The organism is Actinocrispum wychmicini, from assembly GCF_004345645.1.
Taxonomy (GTDB): domain Bacteria; phylum Actinomycetota; class Actinomycetes; order Mycobacteriales; family Pseudonocardiaceae; genus Kibdelosporangium; species Kibdelosporangium wychmicini.
Window position 1 is genome coordinate 1,094,522 of record NZ_SLWS01000002.1, and the last position, 23,275, is coordinate 1,117,796.

General features: G+C 67.3%; 14 protein-coding genes. 8 read left to right on the forward strand and 6 right to left on the reverse strand.

What is annotated here, in order from left to right:
- Positions 1–19: 19 nt before the first annotated feature.
- Positions 20–8,143, reverse strand: a complete 8,124-nt coding sequence (locus EV192_RS13325) for a DUF7927 domain-containing protein (RefSeq protein WP_243726802.1) — start codon at positions 8,141–8,143, stop codon at positions 20–22.
- A gap of 299 nt (positions 8,144–8,442) precedes the next feature.
- Positions 8,443–9,261, reverse strand: a complete 819-nt coding sequence (locus EV192_RS13330) for a hypothetical protein (protein WP_132114835.1) — start codon at positions 9,259–9,261, stop codon at positions 8,443–8,445.
- Positions 9,262–9,544: 283 nt separating this feature from the next.
- On the opposite strand from EV192_RS13330, the gene EV192_RS13335 reads away from it, so the two are divergent.
- The 4 genes from EV192_RS13335 to EV192_RS13350 all read left to right on the forward strand — a co-directional run bounded on the left by EV192_RS13335 (position 9,545) and on the right by EV192_RS13350 (position 13,885).
- Positions 9,545–9,937, forward strand: a complete 393-nt coding sequence (locus EV192_RS13335; RefSeq protein ID WP_207926008.1) for a nuclear transport factor 2 family protein — start codon at positions 9,545–9,547, stop codon at positions 9,935–9,937.
- Positions 9,938–10,057: 120 nt separating this feature from the next.
- Entirely contained in the window at positions 10,058–12,856 is a 2,799-nt protein-coding gene (locus tag EV192_RS13340) for a hypothetical protein (RefSeq protein ID WP_132114837.1), read from the forward strand.
- 97 nt (positions 12,857–12,953) lie between these two features.
- The gene (locus EV192_RS13345; RefSeq protein ID WP_132114839.1) at positions 12,954–13,382 is read left to right on the forward strand and encodes a nuclear transport factor 2 family protein; all 429 of its coding nucleotides are present in this window, start codon (positions 12,954–12,956) and stop codon (positions 13,380–13,382) included.
- A gap of 32 nt (positions 13,383–13,414) precedes the next feature.
- Positions 13,415–13,885 (forward strand): winged helix-turn-helix transcriptional regulator, encoded by a 471-nt coding sequence (locus tag EV192_RS13350; RefSeq protein ID WP_207926009.1) that lies wholly within the window; start codon positions 13,415–13,417, stop codon positions 13,883–13,885.
- Here EV192_RS13350 and EV192_RS13355 read toward each other — a convergent pair.
- Entirely contained in the window at positions 13,874–15,529 is a 1,656-nt protein-coding gene (locus tag EV192_RS13355) for a DUF885 family protein (protein ID WP_132114843.1), read from the reverse strand. The two genes, EV192_RS13350 and EV192_RS13355, sit on opposite strands and share 12 nt — an antisense overlap.
- Before the next feature lie 73 nt (positions 15,530–15,602).
- Between EV192_RS13355 and EV192_RS13360 the strand changes: the two genes are divergently transcribed.
- Together EV192_RS13360 and EV192_RS13365 are read left to right on the forward strand one after the other, a co-directional pair.
- Positions 15,603–16,292, forward strand: coding sequence for a FadR/GntR family transcriptional regulator (locus tag EV192_RS13360; protein ID WP_132114845.1), 690 nt, complete (start codon positions 15,603–15,605; stop codon positions 16,290–16,292).
- The gene (locus tag EV192_RS13365; protein ID WP_132114847.1) at positions 16,282–17,439 is read left to right on the forward strand and encodes an NAD(P)/FAD-dependent oxidoreductase; all 1,158 of its coding nucleotides are present in this window, start codon (positions 16,282–16,284) and stop codon (positions 17,437–17,439) included. The genes EV192_RS13360 and EV192_RS13365 overlap by 11 nt, the downstream gene beginning before the upstream one ends.
- A gap of 9 nt (positions 17,440–17,448) precedes the next feature.
- Here EV192_RS13365 and EV192_RS13370 read toward each other — a convergent pair whose 3' ends face one another.
- On the reverse strand, positions 17,449–17,901 hold the full coding sequence (locus EV192_RS13370; protein ID WP_165960365.1) for a MarR family winged helix-turn-helix transcriptional regulator: 453 nt from the start codon (positions 17,899–17,901) through the stop codon (positions 17,449–17,451).
- A 66-nt stretch (positions 17,902–17,967) separates the two neighbouring features.
- On the opposite strand from EV192_RS13370, the gene EV192_RS13375 reads away from it, so the two are divergent.
- Together EV192_RS13375 and EV192_RS13380 are read left to right on the forward strand one after the other, a co-directional pair.
- Positions 17,968–18,312: a hypothetical protein gene (locus EV192_RS13375; RefSeq protein WP_132114851.1), complete on the forward strand. Its 345-nt coding sequence runs from the start codon at positions 17,968–17,970 to the stop codon at positions 18,310–18,312.
- A gap of 40 nt (positions 18,313–18,352) precedes the next feature.
- The gene (locus EV192_RS13380; protein ID WP_132114853.1) at positions 18,353–21,484 is read left to right on the forward strand and encodes an ATP-binding protein; all 3,132 of its coding nucleotides are present in this window, start codon (positions 18,353–18,355) and stop codon (positions 21,482–21,484) included.
- Here EV192_RS13380 and EV192_RS13385 read toward each other — a convergent pair.
- The gene (locus tag EV192_RS13385) at positions 21,468–22,217 is read right to left on the reverse strand and encodes an ABC transporter permease (protein ID WP_132114855.1); all 750 of its coding nucleotides are present in this window, start codon (positions 22,215–22,217) and stop codon (positions 21,468–21,470) included. The two genes, EV192_RS13380 and EV192_RS13385, sit on opposite strands and share 17 nt — an antisense overlap.
- On the reverse strand, positions 22,214–23,152 hold the full coding sequence (locus EV192_RS13390; RefSeq protein WP_132114857.1) for an ATP-binding cassette domain-containing protein: 939 nt from the start codon (positions 23,150–23,152) through the stop codon (positions 22,214–22,216). The genes EV192_RS13385 and EV192_RS13390 overlap by 4 nt, the downstream gene beginning before the upstream one ends.
- Between the last annotated feature and the right edge of the window lie 123 nt (positions 23,153–23,275).

Genomic DNA, 23,275 nt, shown 5'->3' on the forward strand with positions numbered 1-23,275 from the left:
TATCCACAACCGATATATCTCAGGACCGACGTCGACGTGGCCTCCGACCTGCGAAGACCAGCAGCCCACCGAGCACCAGCAACCCGCCGGCGAGCAGCGACTGCGTGATCAGCGGGTAACCCGTGCCGGCCAGCGACGGCGGCCGGACCGGCAACGGCGGCGGCGGATTGTCCGGAGGCACCGACGTGTCCGTACCGCAGTCGGGATCGGTCGACCCAGGCGGGCAATCCCCACCCGGGGTATCGGACGTGACCACGTTGCGGAGCCTGCGATCACCGGTCGGCGGCGACTTGACGGTCACGCTGTAGTTGACTACGGCCGACACCCCAGGACCGAGGTCGCCCTTCCAGGTGAGCTTGGGCTCGGCGTACGTCACCGTGCCCACTGTGGCCTTCGCGTCACCGCTGTACGTGGCGTCGTCGAGCACGCCACTCAGGTCGTCGGTGAAGGTGGCACCGTCCAGTGTGGTCTGACCGGTGTTCCTGACCGTCACCGTGTACTTCACGACATCACCCGGGTTGGCCGACGTCTTGTCGACGGTCTTCTTGATCTCCAACCCCGACACCGGAGTCGTCGTCGAACAATCCGGATCCGTCGACCCAGGCGGACAATCCCCACCCGGCGTCTCCGACGACACCGCATTCACCAGCTTGTGATCACCTGAGTTCGGCTTCTTCACCTTCACGCTGTAGGTGACCGTCACCGTCCCGCCGACAGCGACATCCCCGGTCCACGTCAGCTTCGGTGCGGCATAGGTGATCGAACCAGCCGTTGCGGCACCGTCGTTCTGATAGTCCGCGTCATCCAACACCTGTGTCAGATCATCCGTGAACGTCGCACCGGAGTATGGAGTCTGACCCGTGTTCTTCACCGTCACCGTGTACTTCACGACATCGCCCGGATTGGCGGACGCCTTGTCGACGGTCTTCTTGATCTCCAACCCTGACACCGGGGTCGTCGTCGAACAATCAGGATCTGTTGAACCTGGCGGACAATCGCCACCCGGCGTCTCCGACGACACCGCGTTCTTGAGGCGGTTGTCGCCAGGGTTGGGGTTCTTCACCTTCACGCTGTACGTGACCGTGACCGTCTGGCCGATCGCGAGGTCGCCCGTCCAGGTCAGCTTCGGCGGCGTGTACATGACCGAACCAGCCGTCGCCGCCGCGTCATTCTGATAGTCCGCATCATCCAACACCTGCGTCAGATCATCCGTGAACGTCGCACCAGAGTACGGAGTCTGACCCGTATTCTTCACCGTCACCGTGTACTTCACCACGTCACCAGGATTCACCGAAGACTTGTCGACAGTCTTCTTGATCTCCAGCCCGGACACCGGAGTGGTCGTCGAACAATCAGGATCCGTTGAACCCGGCGGACAATCGCCGCCCGGCGTCTCCGACGACACCGCATTCACCAGCTTGTGATCACCAGGGTTGGGGTTCTTCACCTTCACGCTGTAGGTGACTGTCACCATCCCGCCGACAGCCACATCCCCAGACCACGTCAGCTTCGGCGCCGCATACGTGATCACACCCGCCGTCGCCGCACCATCATTCTGATAGTCCGCATCATCCAGGACCCGGGTCAGATCATCGGTGAACGTCGCACCAGAGTACGGAGTCTGACCGGTGTTCCGCACGGTCACCGTGTACTTCACGACATCGCCTGGGTTCACCGAAGACTTGTCGACGGTCTTCTTGATCTCCAACCCCGAAACCGGCGTTGTCGTCGTACAAGCCGGGTCCTTCGACCCCGGCGGACAGTTCCCACCCGGCGTATCCGAAGACACCACGTTGACCAGCTTGTTGTCACCTGGGTTCGGCTTCTTCACCCTCACGCTGTACGTAACCGTCACCGTTCCGCCGACCGCGACATCCCCGGTCCAGGTCAGCTTCGGCGCCGCATACGTGACCACACCTGCGGTCGCAGCACCGTCGTTCTGATAGTCGGCATCATCCAACACCTGCGTCAGATCATCCGTGAACGTCGCACCGGAATACGGCGTCTGACCGGTGTTCTTCACGGTTACCGTGTACTTCACGACATCGCCTGGATTGGCGGAGGACTTGTCGACGGTCTTCTTGATTTCCAAACCAGACACCGGAGTGGTCGTCGAACAATCAGGATCTGTTGAACCCGGCGGACAATCGCCACCCGGCGTCTCCGACGACACCGCGTTCTTGAGCCGGTTGTCGCCAGGGTTGGGGTTCTTCACCTTCACGCTGTATGTAACCGCCACCGTCCCGCCGACAGCAACATCCCCAGACCACGACAGTTTCGGCGCAACATACGTGACCACACCCGCCGTCGCCGCAACGTCGTTCTGATAGTCGGCATCGTCCAGAACCTGCGTCAAATCATCCGTGAACGTCGCACCAGAGTATGGAGTCTGGCCCGTGTTCTTGACTGTCACCGTGTACTTCACGACATCGCCCGGATTGGCCGAGGACTTGTCAACGACCTTCTTGATCTCCAGGCCGGACACCAGCGTGGTCGTCGAACAATCAGGATCCGTTGAACCCGGCGGACAATCCCCGCCCGGAGTCTTCGAGGAAACGGCGTTGATCAGCTTGTGATCGCCAGGGTTCGGGTTCTTCACCTTCACGCTGTACGTAACCGTCACCGTCCCGCCCACAGCGACATCACCAGACCACGTCAACTTCGGCGCCGCATACGTGACCGCGCCTGCCGTCGCCACACCGTCGTTCTGATAGTCCGCATCATCCAACACCTGCGTCAAATCATCCGTGAACGTCGCACCAGAGTACGGAGTCTGACCGGTGTTCCGCACGGTCACCGTGTACTTCACCACGTCACCGGGATTCACCGACGTCTTGTCGACCGTCTTCTTGATCTCCATCCCGGACACCGGCGTTGTGGTCGTACAAGCCGGGTCCTTCGACCCCGGCGGACAGTTCCCACCCGGCGTCTCCGAAGACACCGCATTCACCAGCTTGTTGTCGCCCGGGTTCGGCTTCTTCACCTTCACGCTATAGGTAACCGTCACCGTCTCACCGACAGCGACATCACCTGTCCACGTCAGCTTCGGCGCCACATAGGACACAGCCCCGGCCGTTGCAGCGCCATCATTCTGGTAGTCCGCGTCATCCAGGACCTGCGTCAGATCATCCGTGAACGTCGCGCCCGTCAGCTTGGTCTGACCGGTGTTCTTCACCGTCACCGTGTACTTGACGACATCACCCGGGTTGGCCGAGGACTTGTCAACGGTCTTCTTGATCTCCAGTCCCGCCACCGGTGTGGTTGTGGAACAGTCCGGGTTGTCCGATTCCGGCGGGCAGTTGCCGGGGGTGTTGGAGCTGACGCCGTTGCGCAGTTTGTGGTCGCCGGTGACCGGGTTCTTGACCTTGACCGAGTAGGTCAGCGTGGTCGACTGGCCCACCAGAAGGTCACCGGTCCACACCAGGTTCGGTGCGGTGAAGACGAAACCGCCGGCGACGGGCGAGGCTTTCGCGTCGTTCTGGTAGTCGGCGTCGTCGAGCACGGCGGTCAGGTCGTCGGTGACGCGCGCCGCTTCCGCGCCGACGAGGTCGATCTTTCCGGTGTTGGTCACGGTGACCGTGTAGGTGACCACGTCACCCGGATTCGCGCTTTGCTTGTCCGAGGTCTTCTTGATGGTCAGTTCTCGGCTGGGCAGGGTGGTCGTACAGTTCGGGTCGGTCGACCCCGGCGGGCAGTTGTTGCCCGGGGTGTCGGAGGTGACGACGTTGGTGAGCTTCTTGTCGCCGGGGTTGGGGTTCTTGATCTTCACCGTGTACGTGACGGTGGCCTGCTCCCCGATGCCAAGCGGACCGTTCCAGCTCAGCTTCGGCGCGGCGTAGGACAACGTGCCGGTCGTGGCCGCGGCGTCGTTCTGGTAGTCGGCGTCGTCCAGCACCTGGGTCAGATCGTCGGTGAACGAAGCGCTGTTCTGCCTGGTCTGGCCGGTGTTCTTGACTGTGATCGTGTACTTGACCACGTCACCCGGGTCGGCCGACTCCTTGTCCGCGACCTTCCTGATCAGCAGTCCGGACACCGGAGTCGTCGTCGAACAATCCGGATCCGTCGACCCCGGCGGACAGTTGCCACCCGGTGTGTCCGTGGAGATCGCGTTGATCAGCTTGTGGTCACCATGATTGGGGTTCTTCACCTTGACGCTGTAGGTGACCGTGACCGTCTGGCCGACAGGGATGTCCCCGACCCACGTCAGTTTCGGCGCGGCGTACGTGACCACACCTGCTGTCCCCGCGCCGTCGTTCTGATAGTCCGCATCATCCAGAACCTGGGTCAGGTCATCGGTGAAGGTGGCCCCGGTCTGCTTCGTCTGCCCAGTGTTCTTCACGGTCACCGTGTACTTCACGACATCACCCGGGTTGGCGGACGCCTTGTCCACCACCTTCTTGATTTCCAGGCCGGACACCGGAGTCGTCGTCGAACAATCAGGATCCGTCGAACCAGGCGGACAATCGCCACCCGGAGTATCCGAAGACACCCCGTTGATCAGCTTGTGATCACCAGGGTTCGGATTCTTCACCTTCACGCTGTAAGTGACTGTCACCGTCCCGCCGACAGCGACATCCCCAGACCAAGTCAGCTTCGGCGCCGCGTACGTGACCGCGCCCGCCGTCGCCGCACCGTCGTTCTGGTAGTCCGCGTCGTCCAGAACCTGCGTCAAATCGTCAGTGAACGTCGCGCCAGAGTACGGCGTCTGACCGGTGTTCCGGACAGTCACCGTGTACTTCACCACGTCACCGGGATTGGCCGAAGACTTGTCGACGGACTTCTTGATCTCCAGACCAGACACGGGAGTTGTGGTCGTACAAGCCGGATCCTTCGACCCTGGCGGACAGTTCCCGCCCGGTGTGTCCGAAGACACCGCGTTGACCAGCTTGTTGTCGCCCGGGTTCGGCTTCTTCACCTTCACGCTGTAGGTGACCGTCACCGTCTGCCCGACAGGGACATCCCCACGCCAAGTCAGCTTCGGCGCCGCGTACGACACCGAGCCCACCGTTGCGGCGCCATCATTCTGATAGTCCGCGTCATCCAACACCTGCGTCAAATCGTCAGTGAACGTCGCGCCAGAATACGGCGTCTGACCCGTATTCTTCACCGTCACCGTGTACTTGACGACATCGCCCGGGTTGGCAGACGGCTTGTCCGCTACCTTCTTGATTTCCAGCCCAGACACCGGAGTCGTCGTCGAGCAGTCCGGATCCGTCGACCCAGGCGGACAATCGCCACCTGGCGTCTCCGAAGACACCGCATTGATCAGCTTGTGATCACCGGGGTTGGGGTTCTTCACCTTCACCGAATACGTCACGGTGACCGTCTGACCTACCGCGACGTTCCCGGTCCACGTCAGCTTTGGCGGCACATAGGACACTGCACCAACCGTTGCGGCGCCATCATTCTGATAGTCCGCGTCATCCAGAACCTGCGTCAAATCGTCCGTGAACGTCGCACCGGAATACGGAGTCTGACCGGTGTTCTTCACCGTCACCGTGTACTTCACCACGTCACCGGGATTAGCCGAAGACTTGTCGACGGACTTCTTGATCTCCAACCCGGACACCGGAGTCGTGGTCGAACAATCGGGATCCGTTGAGCCCGGCGGACAGTTCCCACCCGGGTTGTCCGAAGACACCGCGTTGACCAGCTTGTTGTTGCCAGGGTTCGGCTTCTTCACCTTCACCGAGTACGTGACCGTGACCTTCTCACCAGCGGCGAGTGAGCCCGCCCAGGTCACCTTCGGCGTCGCGTAGGACACCGTGCCGGTCGTGGCCGAAGCGTCGTTCTGGTAGTCGGCGTCGTCCAGCACCCCGGTCAGGTCGTCGACGATCTTGAGGCCGGCGGCGGTGACTCGCCCGGTGTTGGTGACGGTGACCGTGTAGCGGACCGTGTCTCCTGGGTTCGCGGACTGCTTGTCCGCGGTTTTCTTCACCGTGTACGACGGGGCAGGCACCTTGGTGGTCACGCAGGCCGCGGCCGGGTCGTCCGGGCACCGGTTGTCCGGCGGTACCACCGGCGGCGGGCCGATCGGCACCGCGGCGCGGTTCACCAGGTCCTTGCCGATCGCGGCCTCCTCAACCCGGACCTTGACCGTCAACGTCACGGTCTCGCCGACCGCCAACCCGGGCACCGCCCAGTCGATCGGGCCGCTGCCGCTTGCCGTGCCCTTGGACGGCGTGGCGGACAGGTAGCTCGTGCCCGGCGGGAGGGTGTCGCGCACGGTCAGGGCCGGCACAGGGATGAAGCCGGTGTTCCGCAACGTGACGGTGTAGGTGAGGATGTCGCCGGGCACCGCCTCCGGGCGGTCGACCGACTTGGTCAGCTGGTACTTCGGCGACGTGACCGTGTTGCGGACGGTGTTGGAGGTGCGCTCCTGTGGGCGCCCGGTGTCCTTGCCGCGGAAGGTGAGCTGGCCGGTGTTGTCGAGTTTGGTGCCGTCCGGCACGTCCGGGCCGACCTTGACCTTGAAGCCGACCTGCTGGGACTGGCCAGGCCCGAGGTCACGCAGCCGGCAGGTCACCACCTGGCCGGTCGCCGAGCAGTCCGGATTCGAGCCCGCCACGTACGTCACGCCGGCCGGCAACGTGTCGGTCAGCACCACGTTGGTCGCGGTGTCCAGGTCGTTGGTGGTGCCGTCGGCGTGCTTGTTGGCGACGTCGAACGTGTACGCGACCTCTTGGCCCTTGGTGACGTAGCCGGGCGGGGCGTCGTTGGTGTTGCCAGGCGGGTCGTTGGCCTTGGTGATCTGGAGGTCCGGTTCGAGCGCGTCGGTGACTAGCCACACCACCTGCGGGTAGAGCGCGTCACCGGTGGTGCCGATCTTCACCTGCAACTGGGAGGCTCCCGCGGGGACCTTGCCGGTGATGTCGATGGTGCGGGAGTCGTAGCCGACGTTGTTCACCGGGTTCGGGTCGCGGGTGGTGACGTTCGTCCCGGAACCCGTCGCGGTCACCTCGTCGATCCGGCTGCTGAAAGCGTTGTTGGTGACCACGCCCGCGGGCGCGGGCACGGAGATCCGTTGCAGCGACGCGGCGTCCTGGCCGACCTCCAGGTAGTCGCCGGTGATGTTCGCGTCGCCGTCGCCCGCCACGATGCCGAGGGCGACGTTGGGCTGGCGCGACGCCGGGGCTTTGATGCCGCTCAACGAGATGACCGCGCTCGCCGGGCTACCACCGCCGGCCACCTTCTGCAGGCCGTCCCAGACCTGCAGGTAGCGCAACGGTTCGCTGGGCAGTTCGTACGCCGCCACGAGCGACCAGCCGCCCCAGCAGCCGAGGTTGCTCGACCGGTTGGCCGACTGTCCCTGGCAGGCCTGGATGTCGGCGACCGTGTAGTCACCGGCGCCCGCCGCGGTCACCAGGCTGGTGACGTCCACCGCGCCGCCGTACGCGTACAGCGTCGGGAAGCCGGAACCCAGGGCGTCGAACCAGTCGTAGCTGGTGGCCGTAACGCTGGTGTACGTGGTCGACCCGGGCGCTTTCACCGAGACCTTGTTGCCCACGGTGCCGTCGCCGGAACCGGTCGGGAAGCCACCGGTGCCCACTGGGTTGAACTGCCAGTACAGGCGCGCGTTGAGCACTTTGGCGCCGGCCGGGAGGTTCAGTCGCGCGGTGGACGCCGTGTTGCCCGGCGCGGCCGGGTCGACCTTGATCCAGGACACCGAGTTCGCGTTGTTCGCCATGGCGTCGCAGAAGACCCCCGGGGCACACTGCACCACCGAGTTGGCCGCCATGGTGATGCCGCCGTGTGCGAGGCCGGAGTACACCGGCACCGGCCCGATCGGCCGCTCCGTGCCCGCACCCCGGGACTGCGGCCCAGGCGACGCGGCGGGCGCCGTCGGCTCCGCCGAGCTGCTGGGGGTCGAGGTGGTGGGTGTGTCGGTAGCCCGTGGCGGCCGGCCAGTGGCCGAGGTGGCCGGCGTGGCGTCGGCTCCGGGCGGCAGGCTCGTGGCCGGCCCGCCAGTGGCCGAGGGGTGCTCCTGTGGGGTGTCTGGCGTCGACGTCACTGTCGGGGTGGCCGGTTCGGTCACCGTTGCTGTGGCCGGAGCGCCCAGCAGGAGGACCACGACCACCACGGCGACCACCGATCGCAACCGGCGGAGCCGTTCCCGTCCGAGCCGACCATGACGCACCAGCATGCCGCCTCCCACACCACCTCGCCCTCACCCGCGCAGGTCACAGCCAGTGAGGGCGCAGCGAGTCCACCCGTGCGGCAATGCTGCGATCCCGTGATCACCCCGGCAACCGAGACAAGCGCCACTCCCTTGACCGAGAACCCAAAGCAGTGACAAGGCCTCTCAACCGGGTGACCGCTCATCCCGAACCCAACGACACCACTGGGTGAGAATCACCCGACAAACCCACAGGGAGTGCGCAGCCGCCCGCCCAAACCACCCAGCCCAGCGACATCGGCGTTCAACAGGTGATTAGTTGGCACTCAGACAAGCAGCGGGACGAGTTTCTCGGCGAAGTCCCGGTTGCCCCCACCGACCGCCAGATCGACCGGAACTCCGTCCCGAAGCCGGATGAGGTCAGGCTCGCCGAGTTCCGCGGCCGGTCGGCCGGCGATCCGCGAGTTGTAGGCGGCGGCGATCGGCATCCCGCTCATCATTCCGATGGACTGTGACCGGCCGTCCGGCAACCGGAAGTCGCAATTGCCGAAGACGGACGTGCTGACCACCTGAGCGCCGAACTTCTCTTGGACGAGGGTGCACAGTTGCAACGCCTGCACGGGCTTTGGCAGGTCCAGGAACTCGTCGTGGCTGAAGGGTGTGGCGACGAACGGAAACAGCCCGGCGGTGTCGGCCTTGACGGCTGGACCGCCCGGCTTGGCGAGCACCGGCACGAGGTCGGCGAGTACCTTCCTGGCCAGGGCGAGATCACCGGTTGTCCGCAAGGTGAGGACGGGCCACTGAACGCTGCCCAGCGTGAGGGCGACTCGGTCGGCGATCGCGACATCCATTGCCACGCCGCTGTCCTCGCGGACCGCCGCGGGCCTGCCCGCGATGGTCTCCACGCCCCTGAACACGTCAGGGCTGGGGTACAGCGACAACTCGATGCTCAGTTGACCGGCGGTGATCTTGCAGCGGCTGTCCGTGCCCTCGACGTTCGGCACCCGGCGGGCATCGGCGCCCAACAGCCGCTGCCACTGGTCAGTGGACAACGCCTGGCACAGGATCTGCGATCCGGTCTCCGGTTGCACGAAACTCAACCCGAACCCGCTGGCCATCGGCACCTTGCGCAAACCGTCCGCCATAACCGGATCGGGACGCGGTGCCTCGGACTTCGAATCCGTTGGTGCCGGCGCACCACATGCCGTTAAGACGATCAGCGCAACCAACATCCACCGAACGAACACTGTTCCCCCCTTTGTCAGCCCCTTGCTGCCCACCGATATGCCGATGGTCAGGAGATCTTGTACCAGACTCCTGACCCGATCGACGACCTGGCGCAGGCGTCATTCCCTCGCGGGAATTGCCCGGCTTCCCCACACATCGCAGGATCACTCCTACGTTCATCGTCTCGCAGGAGGAATTCCGTTGTCCGACAACACCACCGCCGCGGTCATCGCCCAGTTCAACGACGCGTTCACGCGGCACGACCCCGCTCTGCTGACCGGCCTGGTCGCCGACGACTGCGTGATGGTGTCGGTACAGCCCGCACCCGAAGGCGCCCGGTACGAAGGGCTCGACGCCTGCCTGGGCTTCTGGCAGGACCTCGCCGCCGATGAGAACACCAGCTTCGCCCCGGACGACGTGTACGTCTTCGGCGACCGCGCGGTCATCAAGTGGCACGTCACCTTCAAGCACGGCGAGGTCAACGAGGTGTTCGGCGACGCCCACGCGTCGTCCACTTCGGTGGCCGGCGTCAACCTCATGCAGATCCGCGACGGACGCATCGTCGAGGCGCTCGGCTACAGCAAAACCCCGTGAAATGCCAAAACGGGTGGCGCGGGTACGGAATGATGGTGAGCGATGTCCGTACAGCTGGCGTTTGGCGTGACAACCGGGACTGGATTGCGGTGTTGGCTGCCCGTCTCCGGTGGTAGAGCCATGCCCCGGCCGATCGACGACCGGGTCGGCGCGCACCCGCCTGGTTCCGCCGTCGCCGTCGGCCCGGCCGACGCGGAACCCGCGGTGCTGCAGGAGGCGAGCAGGCAGCTCACCTTGCTGGTGATCGACGGGACCGAAGCGGCCGCGGGGGCGGGCGTCGATCTCGGCGGCGGCTTCACCTCGGCACGGCTGGCCGGCGCGCACGGTGACCGGCGGGACGCGGTGCTCGCCGCGCTGCGGGTCCTCGGCGTCAATGGCGCACACCGGCTGGGCGATCGGACCGGCAGCCTGGTGGCGCTGTTCGGGCCGTCGGCGACCAAGCGGGTCGGCGCGGCCGCGAACACGGCGATCGCCGAGCAGCGTTGGGCGGCGCTGCAACTGGCCTCGGCGGCGTCGGACCTGCTCGGGCCGGAGCAGTTGGAGCGCTTGCTCGCACTGCGCGCCCCGGACGGGATCGACCCGTTCCCCCGCGGTGCGGCGTCCACACTGTCCGGTCATCTGTCGCGGGTGCTGGAGAGCTGTCAACGACCGCGGCGACTGGCGCTGATCATCAGCCTGTGGGATCACGTGTGCGCGCGGCTGGTCGAGCGACGGCGTCTGGACCGCCTGCCTTCGGGGCAGACCCGGGCCGATCGGATCGGCAAACTCCGCGACCGCCACCGTGACCACTTCGATGAGTTGATCCTGCGGCAACTGACCCATGCGGTCGGCCGCCCGACGCTGGCCGCCGCGGCTCGCTGGCTGCCACCGCCGTGGTGGACGGCACGGGAACTCAGCGATCTCCTGCACGACGCCATCGCGGCGACCGCGTTGTTGCGGTTCGCCAGGACCTTCTCGGACGACGGTCTCGCGGCCGCCGCGGCGAAGCACCACAGTGAACTGGTCGCGGCCGACGCCTGCCTCACCGACAACGAGCGGACCGCGGCAGCACGCCGGCCCGAGGGCGCCTACAGCCATCCGGCGCGGCCAGGATGCTATGTCCACCAACTGGTTCAGCGACTGCCGCCGGAGCACGAGATCACCCCGAGGACCGAGATCCACGTGCGGGAACGGGTCGGCATGGCCCGCAACTACGGCGTGGTCGTCTTCGACGCGGTGACCAGATTCGTCAGCTATCTTGATCAGCCGCTGCACAACTGCTGGGACACCTGTAAGCCGTGGCAGGCGGCCGAGCTACGGCAGTGGCGCGCCGCAGCGGGGTTTTCGCGGGCGCCGGGCAGTTGGGAGCAGCCGCCGTTGTCCGACGCGCACGCCGACAGCCCGACGCAGACCCTTGCGCAACGGTTGGCCGCCGTTCCCGCCGCGGATCCGGCCTCGGTGGAAGCGCCGCACGATCTGCTCTGGCTCGCCGACCTCGCCGACGCACTGGCGCCCTTCTACGGCAACGAGTCCGCCACGGCGGGGCACGCACGGCCCGCGCCTGACCTGGACTACGACCCACCGGCGCCGGACCGGCCCCTTGCCGACTCCGTACCGCTGGCCGTCGCGGAGGTGGCCCAGCTGGTCGCGTTCGGGGCGACGCCGCCGCCCCGTTGCGGCAGTTGGTCGGAACTGGTGGCCGGGGTCAACGCGGACGCGGTGATCGCCGAGGCCAGTGTCGGCGCCTTCCCGATCCCACCCGAAGTGTCCGCTGTGGACACTCAGGTCGTGCCGGGCACCGCGCTGTCCGTGGAACTGGGCCGCGATCCACGGCAGCTGGCCGAATGGTCCGGCTACATGGGCAACTGCATCGGCGAGTCGTGGTACGCCGACCAGGCCCGCCGAGGTCACTGCGTGCTGATGGCGTTACGCGACAAGGCGTCCGGCCGGATCGTCGCCAACCTCGACATCCGGCGACGCACCGGCGGCTGGCTGATCCACGAGCTGCGCGCGCGGTTCAACGACAATCTCGCCCCAGCGTTGGAAAAGCACGTCAAACAGTGGGTGAACGGACTCACGACACCCGTACCGTCCGCACCCGAGCCGCTGCTCCCCGTACCGCCTGTACGGTCGCGGAGCGGCTCGTCGCGCCGTTCCGCAGCAGGGCGCTTGCCTGCCGATCTCATCGTCGCCTTGGTCTCGGCAGTGGAGCGGGAACTGGCGTCGGCACCAGCCGTGTCCGCGCAGCGCACCTACGCCGCGCTAGCGCGTGGTCTCGGACGGCCTGGGCAGCCGGCCGATTTCGACCCGGACGCGGCGGTGATCGCCCTCAAACGCGTCGGCCCGACCAAGCACGTCGAACTCCTTCATGCGGCCATGGACGCCGGGCTCGACCTGCTGGTCCTGTGGCAGGCGACACGCGTTCGCCCGCTCGCCGCCGCAGTGGGCAGGCTGGATCCAGAGGACCGGCTCGCGACGCTCACCAACGGCTCAGCCCTCCCGCGGACGCTGCGCGCACTCGTGCGCCGGCCGGAAATCGCGCCGGCCTACGCCATGGACGCGGTGGCACGAGCGGTCCGCGCGGCCACGGGTGAACTGGCCGGCAGTGAAGCGTTGGCTCGATCTGTGGCCCGCAGCCCCTCCCCCGAACTGGTGTGCGCGCTGGCGATCGCGACCACCTGCGCACCCAGGTCCACAACGGACAATGTGGTGCAGCTCACCGCGGCAAGAAAGATAATGGTACCCGGCTTCCCCGCCACCAACCTGTTCGACGAGCACGGACCATGGCAGCACGCACTGACAGCGGCGGCCGATCTCGGCGCACCAGTACAACTGTTCGCGGAGCGCATCGCCGAGCACGGCCTGCTCATCCCGGCGGCGCTGCTCGGAAACGGCGGCTGGCCCGCCCTCTGGCGCCGTGCGCACCGCGCCGGTCGTTAGGGCCGTGCCGAGGTCGCCGATCCACAGTGCCTTGCAACGAGCAAGTCACCTCTCTACTGTGGAGGTCACTTGTTAGTTGCAAGGGACGGAGGCCGGCATGTACCACGCGATCGTGCGCGCCAAGGTGCGCAAACTGTGGGCACGGATCGGGCAGGGCGACTACCACGCCGCCATCGCCATGGCCGCGCCTGATGTGCACTTCCGGTTCGTCGGCGACGCCCCGCCGGCCGCGGATCTCACCGGGCGGGCGGAGTTCGAGCAATGGTTCCGCGACCTGTTCGCGCTCTTCCCCGGACTCCGTATCACCCTGACCGACCTGGTGGTCCGAGGCTGGCCGTGGCGTACCACCGTCGTGGTCCGGCTCACGATTGTCGCGACACTGGCCGACGGGACTCCCTATCGCAACGAAGCCGTCCAGTGGATCACCCTGCGCTGGGGCCGGATGGTCGACGACTACGTCCTGGAGGACACCAGTCGTCTGGCTGACGCCGTCCAGCGGCAACACGAAGCGGCCGCACTATCGTGAAACGAGATCGTTTCGCGACGATGGCGTGTTCGGTGGCCCGGAGCGTTGGGCTGGTCGCCGATCCCTGGGCGCTGCTGGTGCTGCGGGACCTTTTCCTTGGCCTGAACCGGTTCGAGCAGTTGTACCGGGACCTGGGCGTGGCCACGAACGTGCTGGCCGAGCGGCTGGATCGCCTGGTGGACGCGGGTTTGGTGGTCCGGGAGCCCTATCAGCACCACCCCGTGCGACACGAGTATCAGCTCACCGAGTCCGGCAAGGACTTCTACGGCGTGGTCCTCAGCCTGCTCGCATGGGGTGACAAACATCTGGCCGACGACGGCGCCCCCATGCTGCTGATGCACGCGACCTGCGGTCATCAGACCACCCCGGTCGTCACATGCGACCACTGCGGCGCCGAACTCCACGCCGACCAGGTGACAGTCCTCCCTGGACCGGGCGGCCGCGCCGGACCCGGCACCACCCTGATCGCCGAGCTGCTCACCGGTCCTGGCTCACCGGGCTGACGGTCCACCGCCGAGCTTGTCGGCGTTGTCGAGATGGTCGCGTAGGCCGAGAAGTTCCAGGCGCTGCAACGTCAACGGTACGTTTCCCGCACGCCAGAGCCGGTCGTGGAAGGCACGCAGGTCGAAGTCCGGGCCGTGGTGCTGGGTGCACGCGGTGAACAGGTCGAGGATCTGGGCACGACCGGCCAGGTAGCTCAGGCCGACCCCGGGGTTGCTGGCGTAGAGGACGGCGTCCTCCCAGGCGGTGTACTGGTCGAGGGGCACGAGTCGGGCGAGTTTGTCCGCGGCCTGGTCCAGGGTGATGGCTCCGGTGGCGAGGTCGATGTCGATCCCGGCTCGCAGGGCGCGCAGCCGCATCGAGTTCACGAGGAACAGGGCACTGTGCGGCCGGTCGTCGAACAACCCGGACAGCAGCATGAGTTCCTCGTTGTAGAAGGCGATGCCCTCGCTGGGCAACGAGTCGAAGCGGTGCCGGCGGACCGGGTCCGGGTGCTGCCAGGACAGAGCGAACTGTTGGGCGTGCACGCCTTCGTGCACGATCGACGTGCGCGGGTCGGTCGCCTTGGCCAGTTCGAAGTACGGCAGGTCGGGAGCCGGCTCGCGGACGTAACGCAGCGCGTCCTCGCCTGCCCTCGCGAGGGAGGTGGGGTCGTGCGGCACCCCCAGCCAAGCCAGGGGCGCGAGGTAGGACGGCATTTCGACGAATCGGTAGTGCCGCAGGGTTTCCGGCTGGCTGAGCAGGTTCCGTTCGTGGTAGAAGCGGCGCATCTCCAGCTCGTCTCCATGCTGCTGGGCGACTTCGGCGGCAGCGCTCGGAAACAGCGCGTCCGGTGGTAGATCCCGATAGCGATGGCGCAGGATCGTCTCAGTCGCGACCGCCCGGTGCCATTCCTGCGCGGCCATGACGCGTAACTGTTCGACCGGATGCGGCCACAACGAGACGCCGTGCAGGAAGGACGCGAACGCCGCAGGCCCAACGGCGGTGGTCTCGGTCACGGTGGGCGGCGTTGTCCGAAGCCATCCCCGGTAGTCGACCAGAGCCCGCGTGGCCGCCGCCGCGGCAGCCCGGAACGCCGGAACGTGCCCGGTGGGCAACACCGCGGCCAGGCCGGCGATCACCTCGGCCATCTGGTCCTCGATGGACCCGAGCATCCGCACCGCGTACCGGGTGAACGGCCCGGCCGCGTGACCCGGCAGGTTCGCCCGCGCCTGGGCGAGGGTGCGCGGAACGCAATCGAGCAGCCGGATCACGTGCCCGGCGCGGTCGTCGTCGAACGGACGGCGGATCAGCAGGAACGTGTACAGCGGCCCCAGCGCCTGCTCAACGTAGAAGTACGGGCTGACCTGCCACGCACGCAACGACCGCAACTCCCAGCCGACCCGGGCGAGCGCACAGCCGAGCAACCGCTGATCGACCTCCTCCGCGGTCGTTCGAGGCGGCGGGAGTTCTTTGAGCCGGTGGCTGAACCGGTCGAGCGCCGCGTGCCGCTCCGCGACAGCCTTGGCGGACCAGTCCGGTAGCCAGCCGTGTGGTCGGTCCAGGCGAACGACGTCATCGTGCGTGTCCGCCACGGTCGCCGCCCGCCACCGCCAGAACTCCGCACTCAACTCGACCAGGTCATGGGGAAGTACGGGATCGGTCACGGCAACCTCCGTTGCTTGTCGACGTCCATGATCCTACAATTGGGTGACCCAGTAGTCCAACTCAAGGTGACTCATGCAGATCGACGTTTTCGGCAAGATCGCGAGCGAACGCCGCTACGAATCAGTGGTCCGGCAGGTGCTGCGCCTGATCTCGACCGGCGAGATCTCGCCCGGCGCCCAACTGCCGCCCGAGCGTGACCTGGCCGAACGGCTCGGAGTGAGCCGCAACGTGCTGCGCGAGGCGTTCCGGGTCCTGGAGGTGCGCGGCATCGTGCACTCCCGTGCGGGCGGAGGCCGTTACGTCCGAGCCGACAACATCGCCGCCACACTGCCGGCCGATGGCGTGGTCCTGCGCATCGAGGAGGCGGTCATCGCCGACGTGCTGGAGTCGCGGGAACTGCTGGAAGTCCAAACGGCCCGGCTCGCCGCGACGCGGGCCACCGACGACGGGCGCCAAGCCGTGCTCGCGGCCTGCGAAGGTTCCGACGGCGAGTGGGCGGAGAACGTCCGGTTCCACACCGCGGTCGCCGCCGCCACCGGGAACTTCATGCTGGAACGGCTGGTCCGGCTGCAACTGGACCTGCTCGCCGACGTCCGGCAACGCGACCACTACCCGGCCCCGGGCACGGCAACGGCTTTGCTGGCCGAACACCAGGCCATCGCCGACGCCGTCGCCCGTGGCGACGCCGACGCAGCCGAAGCCGCGGTACGCGCGCACTTCGCGCACACCCGCGCGGTGACTCGGCAGCCCGATGAACGCTGACGTCGTCATCGTGGGCGGCGGGATCATCGGCTGCGCCACCGCGATCCACCTGCTACGGGCCGAGCCCACCCTGCGCGTAACCGTCGTCGAACCCGACCCCGGCTACCGGCTCGCCGCCACGCCCCGCGCGTCCGGCGGCATCCGCCAGCTCTTCTCGTTGCCGGAGAACATCGCGCTGTCCCAGTACACCCTCGACGTCATCGCGCACTGGACCGACTTCGCCGGCCCGGACGCGCCTGAGCTGCTGTGGCGGCCCAACGGGTACCTGTTCATCGCCGCCGAACGCGACGCGCCCCGCCTTGCCACCGCTCTGGACACGCAGATCCGCCACGGCGTACGCGCCGAGTGGCTCGAACCCAGCGAGTTGGCCACACGCTTCCCCGTTCTCAACGTCCGCGATCTCGCCGGCGGTGTGTTCTCCGCCGACGACGGCTGGCTCGACCCGTGGGCGATGCTCCAGGGCATGCTCAACGCGGCCCAGCGACTCGGCGCGCGCCTGGTCAAGGATCGAGTCGCCGGACTGACCATGCAAGGCACCGTGGTCCGCACGGCCGACCTCGTCTCCGGGGGCCGCCTCGCCGCCGACGCGTTCGTCAACGCCGCGGGCTGCTGGGCGCCGGACCTCGCCGCGGGTGTGGGGATGCCAGTCCCTGTCGAACCCATGCGCCGGCTGGAACACCAAGTCCACTCCCCCGCGGACATGTCCGGGTTGCCGTTCGTCAAAGACGTGCACGGGCTGGCCATCCGCCCCCAGGGCGGGGGTCTGTCGGTCGGACTCGTCGACTTCGACCACGCCGGCGGTTTCGACCTCGACGTCGACCACGGCCACTTCGACCGCGCCGTCTGGCCGGCGCTCGCCCACCGGATCCCCGCGCTCGACCAGCTCCGGCTCAAGGCCACCACGGCCGGTCTCTACGACCAGAACCGGCTGGACGGCAACATGATCATCGGCAACCACCCGGGTACGGTCGACAACCTCCACCTCGCGTGCGGCTTCTCCGGCCACGGCTTGATGCACGCCCCCGGCGTCGGCCGCGCGCTCAGCGAACTCGTCCTGTACGGCGAGTTCCGCACCATCGACCTCAGCCGGTTCACCTACCACCGCGTCGTCAACCACACGCCGTACGCCGAAACAGGAATCCGCTGAACCGCCTGGTCACTGACCTTCGGTGAGCCGTCCCATCAGAACGGCGAGCGCTTGGTCGAGCCCCTGACCGAGGTCGGGACCCAGCCGGGCGGCCAGGGCCGCGTCCAGGGTGGCCGCGAAGTCCGCGGTCTTGCCGAGTACGGCCTTTCCTTGCGCGGTAAGGGAAAGAACGTGCTTGCGCCGGTTCTCCGGGTCGCGGCGGCGGACAATGAGATCGCTTTGTTCCAGGTGGTCGGCGATCCGGACGATCATGCTGGGGCTGACGCGCATGAGCCGCGCCACATCGTCCTGGGTCCTGGCCAGTCCCTGCTCGATGACCGTGAGCATGCCGACATGTTTCGGCGTCAGCCCAGCGGCCTGCAGGTGTTCGGCGAAGTCGCTCGCCAGGTGAATCCCGAGGACGGTGAGCCGGAACGCCGGCGACTCGTACAGAGGTCGCCTGTTGCCAGGGGTGGGTGCCACGTCGATACTGTAGCCTGAGTTCATAGTGAACTTAGTCAACAGTTGAGACCTGAAAGAGTGACGCGAATGATCGCACTGCTGGTGGTCAACGCCGTCTTCGCGGCGGTCAGTGTCGGATTCGCCGTGATGGCGGTCGCCCGACCGGCGACACTCAGCCGCTCCCCCACGGCGACGAGCGGGGAACGGTTCTACGCGTGGATGTACGCGATAAGGGCAGTCCCTCTCGGCGTGGTCGCCGCGATCCTCCCGGCGACCTCGCCAGGCCCCGCCACCATGGTCGTTCTGATCGCGGCCGCCGTGGTGCAGCTGGCCGACGCCGGCATCGGCGTCTCCCGACGTGAATGGGGCATGGTGGCCGGCGCCACAGCGGCGGCCATCGTCCACATGATCACCGCCGTCGCCATCCGGTGACCCACAGTGGGCTCCTGCTGTCCATGGCAGGATCAGGCGGGTGCAGATCGCGATGCTGGGACCATTCGAGGTTCGGACGGACGACGGCGCCCTAGCCGACGTGCCGGGCGCGCGGCTGCGCGGGCTGTTGGTCGCCCTCGCGCTCAGACCAGGTCGCGTAGTCCCGAAGGCGACACTCGTCGACTGGATCTGGGGTGAGTACCCGCCCGCCGACGCGGCGAACGCCTTGCAACGCTTGGTTTCCCGACTGCGGAAGGTGCTGCCGGAAGGAGCGGTCGAGGGGCAGCCGGACGGATACCGGCTGGCCGTGGCACCCGACGCGGTGGACGCGGTGCGGTTCGAACGCCTCGGCAGCCAGGCCCGTAACGACGAGGATCCGCGGCGGATCCGGCTGCTGCGAGAGGCGCTCGCGTTGTGGCGCGGTGCGGCGATGCAGGACGTCGGTTTGCAGGACAGTGGGGCGTTCGACGCGGCGGTCGCCCGGCTTGAGGCCCTCCGCCTGACCGCCATGGAGGACCGGTACGACGCGGAGGTCAGCCTCGGCCACGGTGCGGAGCTGGTCACCGAACTGACCGACCTGGTGGCCGCGCATCCGGTACGGGAACGGCTTGTCGCCGCGCTGATGAGCGCCCTCGCCGCGACCGGACGCGACACCGAGGCGCTGCTCGTGTACCAGCGCACAAGAGAAGCCCTGGCCGACGCGCTGGGCGTCGACCCCTCACCGGAGCTGTCCGCGTTGCACGTCGCGCTGCTGCGGGGCGAGTTGGGCCGGGAGGAGAACCGGAAGACCAACCTGCGGGCCGAGCTGACCAGCTACATCGGCAAGGACGCCGACATCGCCGCGGTCCGCGAACTCATCGCCGAACACCGGCTCACCACCCTGATCGGGCCGGGCGGCTCGGGGAAGACCAGGTTGGCCACGGAAACCGCGCGCCTGCTGCTCGGCGACCTGCCGGACGGGGTCTGGCTGGTGGAGCTGGCGGCCATCAGCGCCGACGGCGACGTTCCACAAGCGACGCTCACCGCGCTCGGCCTGCGGGACGCTCTGCTCGGCGAGGCAGCGAACGCGGAGCCGACCGACCGGCTCATCGCCGCGATCCGCGAGCGGGACGCGCTGCTGATCCTGGACAACTGTGAACACGTGATCGAGTCGGCGGCGGCGTTCGCCCACCGGCTGCTCGGCGAGTGCCGGCGGCTGCGGATCCTGGCGACGAGCCGGGAACCACTCGGCATCACCGGTGAGGCGCTGTGGCAGGTCGTGCCGTTGGCCTTGCCGGACAGGCACGCCGGTCCCGGCGAGATCGAGTCCTCGCCGGCCGTCCGGTTGCTGCGCGACCGTGCGGCCGCGGTGCGCAAGGATCTCGAGGTCGACGCCGACACGTTGGCGACGATGGTGCGCGTCTGCCGGGCGCTGGACGGGATGCCGCTGGCGATCGAACTGGCCGCGGCCAGGTTGCGGACCATGTCCATCGACCAGCTCGCTAACCGGCTGGACGACCGGTTCCGCCTGCTGACCGGCGGGAGTCGGACCGCGTTGCCCCGGCACCGAACGCTGCGGGCGATGGTCGACTGGAGCTGGGAGTTGCTGACCGACGCCGAACGGATCGTCCTGCGCAGGCTCTCGGTGTTCTCGGGCGGGGCGAGCCTGGACGCGGCCGAGCGGGTCTGTGCCGAAGACACCCTCCAGCAGGACCACGTGCTCGAGTTGCTCACCGCGTTGACCGAGAAGTCGCTGCTCGTCGCCGCGGGTGACAGCGCACCGCGCTACCGGATGCTCGGCACGATCAAGGAGTACGCCAGGGACCGGCTCACCGAGGCCGGCGAGTCGGACCTGGCACGCCAAGCACATCTCGCCTACTTCACCGGACTCGCCGAGGAGGCGGACCCGGAGCTGCGCCGCGCCGATCAGATGAAATGGCTCGCCCTGCTTGACGCCGAGCACGACAACATCAGTTCCGCGATGCGTGGCGCGCTCGCGGCCGGCGATGCGCAGGCGGCGATGCGACTCGGGGCGGGCGCCGGCTGGTACTGGTGGTTCAGCGGGCGCAGGGCCGAAGGCACCGAGCTGATCACGGCGGCCATCAACACCCCGGGCGAGGTGGACGACGACATCCGGGCCACCGTGTACGGGCTCGCCGTGACGTTCGCCAGCGCCGGGCGGATCGGCGACCAGGCGCAGGTGGAGGAGTGGATCCACGAGGCGTACCGGATCGCCGAGCGCAGCCAGTCCCCCAGTCCGGTGATGGCCGCGGTCACCCCGCTGGAACGGATGCTGCAGGGATCGGACGCTTTCCAGCACGCGTGGGAACCGTTGCTGGACAACGAAGACCCCTGGGTACGCGCACTTGCCCGGCTGCACACCGGCAAGGCTCGGGTCATGCTCGGCCTCCCCGGGCGGGACGCGGACGCGTACTTCGAGACGGCGCTCACCGAGTTCCGGGCACTCGGCGAACGGTTCGGGATCTCGTTCGCCCTGACCGAGCTGGCGGACCGGATCGCCACGCGGGGCGAGTTCGCCAGTGCCTGCGAGTACTACGAACAGGCGATCGAGGTGGTGACCGAGGTCGGTGCCGTCGACGACGTCATCCGGATGCGGTCGCGACAGGCTCAGCTGTACTGGCTGCTCGGTGACGAGGCCGCCAGCGAGGCCGCGATGGCCGAAGCGGAACGGCAGGCCGAGCGGGTCACCTGGCAGGAGGCGTTGGCGGACCTGGCCCTGTCGAAGGCGGAACTCGGCCGCTGGCAGGGCGACGCCGAGGAGGTCCGCCGGCAACTCGATCTCGCCACGACCCTGCTGGGCGACAAGGCGGCGAACCTCCGCACGATTTCGCACGACCTGCTGAGCTACTTCGCCGACGATATCGACGAGGCCCGTGAGCACCACGCCGCCGCCTACCAGGCAGTGGCCGACTCGGGGTACGCACCCTTGATCGCGCAGGTACTCGTCGGGATCGCGGACCTGGCACTGCGGCGCGACCAGTACGAGCAGGCCGCGCGGCTGCTCGCGGCGAGCACCGGCGTGCGCGGACTGCGGGACCGGTCCAACCCGGACGTGGCCCGGATCGAGCAGGCGGCACGAAGTCGCCTCGGTGACACGCGGTTCACCGAGGCGACTCAGGAGGGGACGAAGGCCAGCTGGCGTGACCTGGTCGCGGTCACGCTCGCTTCTTGAAGGTGGACCGCGCCCACAGGTACCCGACGACAGCGATCCCGACGCACCAGGCGATGGCCGCGATCGCGGTGCCGGCGGACGGTGTGCCGTTGAGCAGCCCACGCATGGTCTCGATGATCGGCGTGAACGGCTGGTACTCCGCGAACTGCTTCAGGCCCGGCCCCATCTTCTCGGCCGGCACGATCGCGCTGCTGAAGAACGGCAGCATGATCAGCGGCACGGCGCCAAGACCCGCGGTTTCCGGGGACTTCGCCGCCAGTCCCAAGGCGACCGTGAGCCAGCCGGCGGCGAAACCGAGCAGCAGGACCATGCCGACCACGCCGAGCCAGTCGAGGAAACTCGCCGACGGGCTGAATCCCAGCAGGAAAGCGACCCCGATGAGCGCCGCGATGGCGACCACATTGGTCAGCAGGCTGGCGATGACGTGACCGGTCAGCACCGCGCCACGGGAAACGTCCATCACCTTGAACCGGTTGATGATGCCCTTCAGCATGTCGGAATTCACCGATGTGGCGGTGGCACTGAGCCCGTAGCAGACGGCCAACAACATCAGCCCTGGCGTCGCGTAGTCGATATAGTCGACACCGACGTTGAACGCGTCACCCATCATGTACACGAACATCAGCATGATCACGATCGGCATCAGGACCGCGTTGAACACCGAGGTCGGATTCCGGGCGATGTGTTTGAAATCGCGACGCAACATGACCATCGAGTGGGATTTGGCGCTCATTTCGCAACCTCCGTGCTGTGGCCCGTCAGGGCGAGGAAAACGTCGTCGAGGTCCGGCGTGTGCACGGAGAACTCCTCGGCGTCGATCGAGTACTCGTCGAGACGGTCCAGCAGACCCCGCATCGCTTTCGTGCCGCCGTCGCTGGGCACCCGCAAGGTCAGTGCCTCGTCGTCCCGGGTGGAGCCGGGCAGGACCCGCGCGGCCGCCTCGAGTTCGGTCATGCTGGTGAACCGAAACCGCACGTGGCTGCCTGGGACCTGGCGCTTGAGCTCGCTGGACGTGCCCTCGGCGACCAGGCGGCCCTGGTCGAGCACGGCGATCCGGTCGGCGAGCTGATCGGCTTCGTCGAGGTACTGGGTGGTGAGGAAGACGGTGACGCCGTCGGCCACCAACCCGCGGACGATCTCCCACATCGTGCGGCGGCTGCGCGGATCCAGTCCGGTCGTCGGCTCGTCCAGGAAAATGATCTGCGGGTTGCCGACCAGCGTCATCGCCAGATCCAGCTTCCGGCGCATACCGCCGGAATAGGTCGACGCCTGTTTCTGCGCCGACTCCACCAGATCGAACCGCGCCAGCAATTCCTTGGCAATCCGCTTGCCATCGCTTGAACCACCACGCTGGAGATCCACCATCAACTGCAGGTTCTCCTGGCCGGTCAACAGCTCGTCCACGGCCGCGAACTGACCGGTGACCCCGATCACCGACCGGATCGCCTTGGCGTCGGTCGCGATATCGTGCCCGGCAACCCGAACTGTGCCACTGTCGGCCTTCATCAACGTGGTCAGCACGTTCACCGTTGTCGTCTTACCCGCACCGTTCGGACCGAGCAGGGAGAAAACGGTGCCCGCCTGAACATCCAGGTCGATGCCATCGAGCACAATCTTGTCCCCATAAGCCTTCCGCAGCCCGGAAACCGTGATCGCTGAATTTCTCATGCCACCACCATCGCGGCTGTCCCTGTCACGGTCCTGACGCGCCCCTGACACACCCCCTGACACACGTTGCACCAGGTCAGAGGCCTGCGCGGGCACCGGCGACAGCCTGGTCGACCAGCGCCC